Annotated in this window: 2 protein-coding genes; both read right to left on the bottom strand. The window is 72.9% G+C overall.

The genetic code is table 11. The features are described 5' to 3' along the window. Positions 1-638 (bottom strand): DoxX family membrane protein (locus tag BG452_RS31590; protein ID WP_188307783.1); only part of this gene is annotated, 638 nt, incomplete at its 3' end. 173 nt (positions 639-811) lie between these two features. Continuing rightward, a complete protein-coding gene (gene guaA / locus BG452_RS31585; RefSeq protein ID WP_411293053.1) occupies positions 812-2,380 on the bottom strand; it encodes a glutamine-hydrolyzing GMP synthase in 1,569 nt (522 codons plus the stop codon). Positions 2,381-3,555: the final 1,175 nt, after the last annotated feature.

The following is a 3,555-nucleotide window of genomic DNA, read 5'->3' as shown; positions in this document are numbered from 1 at the left end:
GTGAGCGAGCCGCTCAGCAGCCCGGCGCCGCCGATGGCGACCGCCGCGATCCCGCCGTCCACCAGCGCCCGGCGCCTGACGTGCGCCTCGGTCAGCCCCCGCTCGCGGTCCCGCCCGGCCCGGCGGGCGAGGTAGCCGTCCACCGACAGGTACGGCGTGCCGGCCAGCAGCAGCGGGGTCCAGGCCATCAGGTAGCCGAGGTCGTTGCCGAGGTAGTACGGCGAGACGCTCCAGCTGACGGTCAGCCACAGACTCAGGTTGATCAGCGCGCCGCCGAGCGCCGCGACCCGGCCCCAGAGGCCGAGCAGGGTGCCGAGGCCGACGGCCAGCTCGCCGAAGGCGATGGCCAGCGCGGACAGGGTGGGCGCGTCCAGCGCGGGCCCGAGCAGGAAGCCGATCGGGCTGCCGCCAGCCTTGGCGGCCTGGGTCTGCGAGACGAAGGAGGCCGGGTCGCCCGCGCCGGCCAGGAAGTGCGCGTCGGAGAGCTTGTCCAGGGCGGCGTAGACGAAGGTGACGCCGAGGAACAGCCGCAGCGGCAGCAGCGCGTACCGGGACGCGAACGCCCGCCGTTGCGCCGCCCGGTCGGCCCGGCCGGACGCTCCTCCGGCGACCGCCTCGGAGTTGCTGACCTCCGACATCCGTCACACCTTCCCTCACGGCCTGCCACTACCTGACAGGTCCGGTCCGCATTCTGCCCGCTCCTGCACGCTTTCGGTGGGACATACCGACGCGGGGGGCCGCGAACGGCTGCGCCGCCGTTCCCTCCAGTACGGGAACGACGGCGCGGCTGTTCAGGCTTCGCGGGGAGTGCTCACTCCCACTCGATGGTGCCCGGCGGCTTGCTGGTGACGTCGACGACGACGCGGTTGACGTCGCGGACCTCGTTGGTGATCCGGGTGGAGATCTTCGCCAGCACGTCGTACGGCAGACGGGACCAGTCGGCTGTCATGGCGTCCTCGGACGAGACCGGGCGCAGCACGATCGGGTGACCGTAGGTGCGGCCGTCGCCCTGCACGCCCACGCTGCGCACGTCGGCGAGCAGCACGACCGGGCACTGCCAGATCTCGCGGTCCAGACCGGCCGCGGTGAGCTCCTCGCGGGCGATCGCGTCGGCGTCGCGGAGCAGGTTCAGGCGCTCCTCGGTGACCTCGCCGACGATCCGGATGCCCAGGCCGGGGCCCGGGAACGGCTGGCGCTGGACGATCTCCTCCGGCAGGCCCAGCTCCTGGCCGACCATCCGGACCTCGTCCTTGAACAGCTTGCGCAGCGGCTCGACCAGCTGGAACTGCAGGTCCTCGGGCAGGCCGCCGACGTTGTGGTGGGACTTGATGTTGGCGGTGCCGGTGCCGCCGCCGGACTCCACCACGTCCGGGTACAGGGTGCCCTGGACCAGGAAGTCGACCGACTCGCCGTGGGCGCCGGCCTCGGCGACGATCTCGGCCTGGGCCTGCTCGAAGACCCGGATGAACTCGCGGCCGATGATCTTGCGCTTCTCCTCGGGGTCGGTGACCCCCTTCAGCGCGTTCAGGAAGCGCTCGGCGGCGTCGACGACCTTCAGCTGCACGCCGGTGGCGGCCACGAAGTCCTTCTCGACCTGCTCGGTCTCGCCCTTGCGCATCAGGCCGTGGTCGACGTAGACGCAGGTCAGCTGGTCGCCGATGGCCTTGTTGACCAGGGCGGCGGCGACCGCGGAGTCCACGCCGCCGGACAGGCCGCAGATCGCCCGCTTGGTGCCGACCTGCTCGCGGATCAGGGCGATCTGCTCATCGACCACGCTGCCGGTGGTCCAGGTCGGGGCGATGCCGGCGCCGCGGTAGAGGAAGTGCTCCAGGATCTGCTGGCCGTGGTCGGAGTGCAGCACCTCGGGGTGGTACTGGACGCCGTACAGCCGGGCCTCGTCGTTCTCGAAGGCCGCGACCGGGACCAGCTCGGTGGAGGCGGTGACGCTGAAGCCCGCCGGGGCGGCCGAGCAGGCGTCGCCGTGCGACATCCACACCGAGTGCTGCGCCGGGACACCCTCGAACAGGGTGGAGCCGGTGCGGGAGACGGTCAGCGGGGTGCGGCCGTACTCGCGGGCACCGTTGTTGTCGACGGTGCCGCCCAGCGTCTTCGCCATCAGCTGGAAGCCGTAGCACATGCCGAAGACCGGGACACCGGCCTCGAAGATCGCGCGGTCGAGCTGCGGCGCGCCCTCTTCGTAGACCGACGACGGACCGCCGGAGAGGATGATCGCCTTGGGGTTCTTGGCGAGCATCTCGGCCACCGGCATGCTGCTCGGCACGATCTCGCTGTAGACCCGCGCCTCACGCACCCGACGGGCGATGAGCTGGGCGTACTGGGCGCCGAAGTCGACCACCAGGACGGTGTCGTTGTCCGGCACGGACTGGACGGGAATTGCAGAGGACACAGACGGCCTTCCGGCAGCGGTATCGAGGTGTCGCGCTGAACCGCCTCCCCGGCGGGAGGCAGCGGCGGCGGACGGGTGTGGGTGTCTGGACACCGATTCTACCGGGCTGTCCGGTTTCACTCGTCTGCACGTCCAAAGGACCGTGACCGGTCGGGGTCGCGCTTCGTTGCTTCTGACGACCGGACGGCCGCGCCGCGTCCGCCAGACGCGCCGCCGCCGCCCCCGACCGGGGGCACCGCCGTACGGGCAGCAGGACCACGCGTGGAGCTTCACCCCAGTCCACCGGCGCATGTGGCGCCGCCGCCCCGGCCCGCCGGGGAGCGGCGCCGTGGGACCGTGCGCGGGTGCCGCGGCCGGCCAGCAGGGGACAGCGACCCCGGCCGCGACTGGGCCGAGAGGTGGGACGGCCGGTTCCCCGGGGACGCCCGGGGCCGGCCGTCGCACCGCCCTTCGGCCCCCCTCCGACCCCCTCTGACCCCCCTTCGATCCGGGGCACGCCCCGGGCGCACTCCCCCCTCACCGTCCCGCGCCGCTACGCGCGTCCCCGTGCACCGCAATCCTCCAGACCACTACGCACCGTGATCATTCGACGCAATGTCGTCCGCAAATGAGCTGTGCCGAACGTGCCGAATCGGTTGCAGAGAAACCCCTCCGTCCACCACGATGCTCGGTGTGACCGGTTCTCCCGGCGGCCGGCAGGTGCGTCGCGGGGGCCCGGACCGAGGTCTCCACGGTCGTCGCACCGAAAGGCGACAGCGGTTTTCACTTCACGCTCCGTGAGCGAGGGCCCGGCGCAGACCTGCCCGCCGGCCCGCCGCCGCACGGAAGCGCGTGCCCCGCTCCCCGGCCACCCACGCCGGCACCGAAGGGGCACGACCCGAGCCAACCGACACGACGGCGCTCCTCCCCCGGCGCCGTCACCTCCAGCACCCGGCGCAGCCCTGACGCCGAGTGCTGAGCGACAAAGGGCCCCGTTCCCCCGCGGGGCCCTTTGCCCTTTCCCGGCCTACGGGTGGTCGCGCCAGACGGTCGGGTCGACCGGCTCCTCCGGCCGCCGCGGCGCGTCCGCGGGCAGCGGCGTCCCCCCGGCGGGGGTCGGCGGCGCCTCGTGCGAGCCGAGCACCTCGCTCACCCCCGCCACCGAGGGC

It is taken from the genome of Streptomyces sp. CBMA123 (assembly GCF_014596465.1).
In the GTDB taxonomy this organism is placed as follows: Bacteria; Actinomycetota; Actinomycetes; order Streptomycetales; family Streptomycetaceae; genus Kitasatospora.
This window is presented reverse-complemented; position numbering and strand designations above follow the sequence as displayed.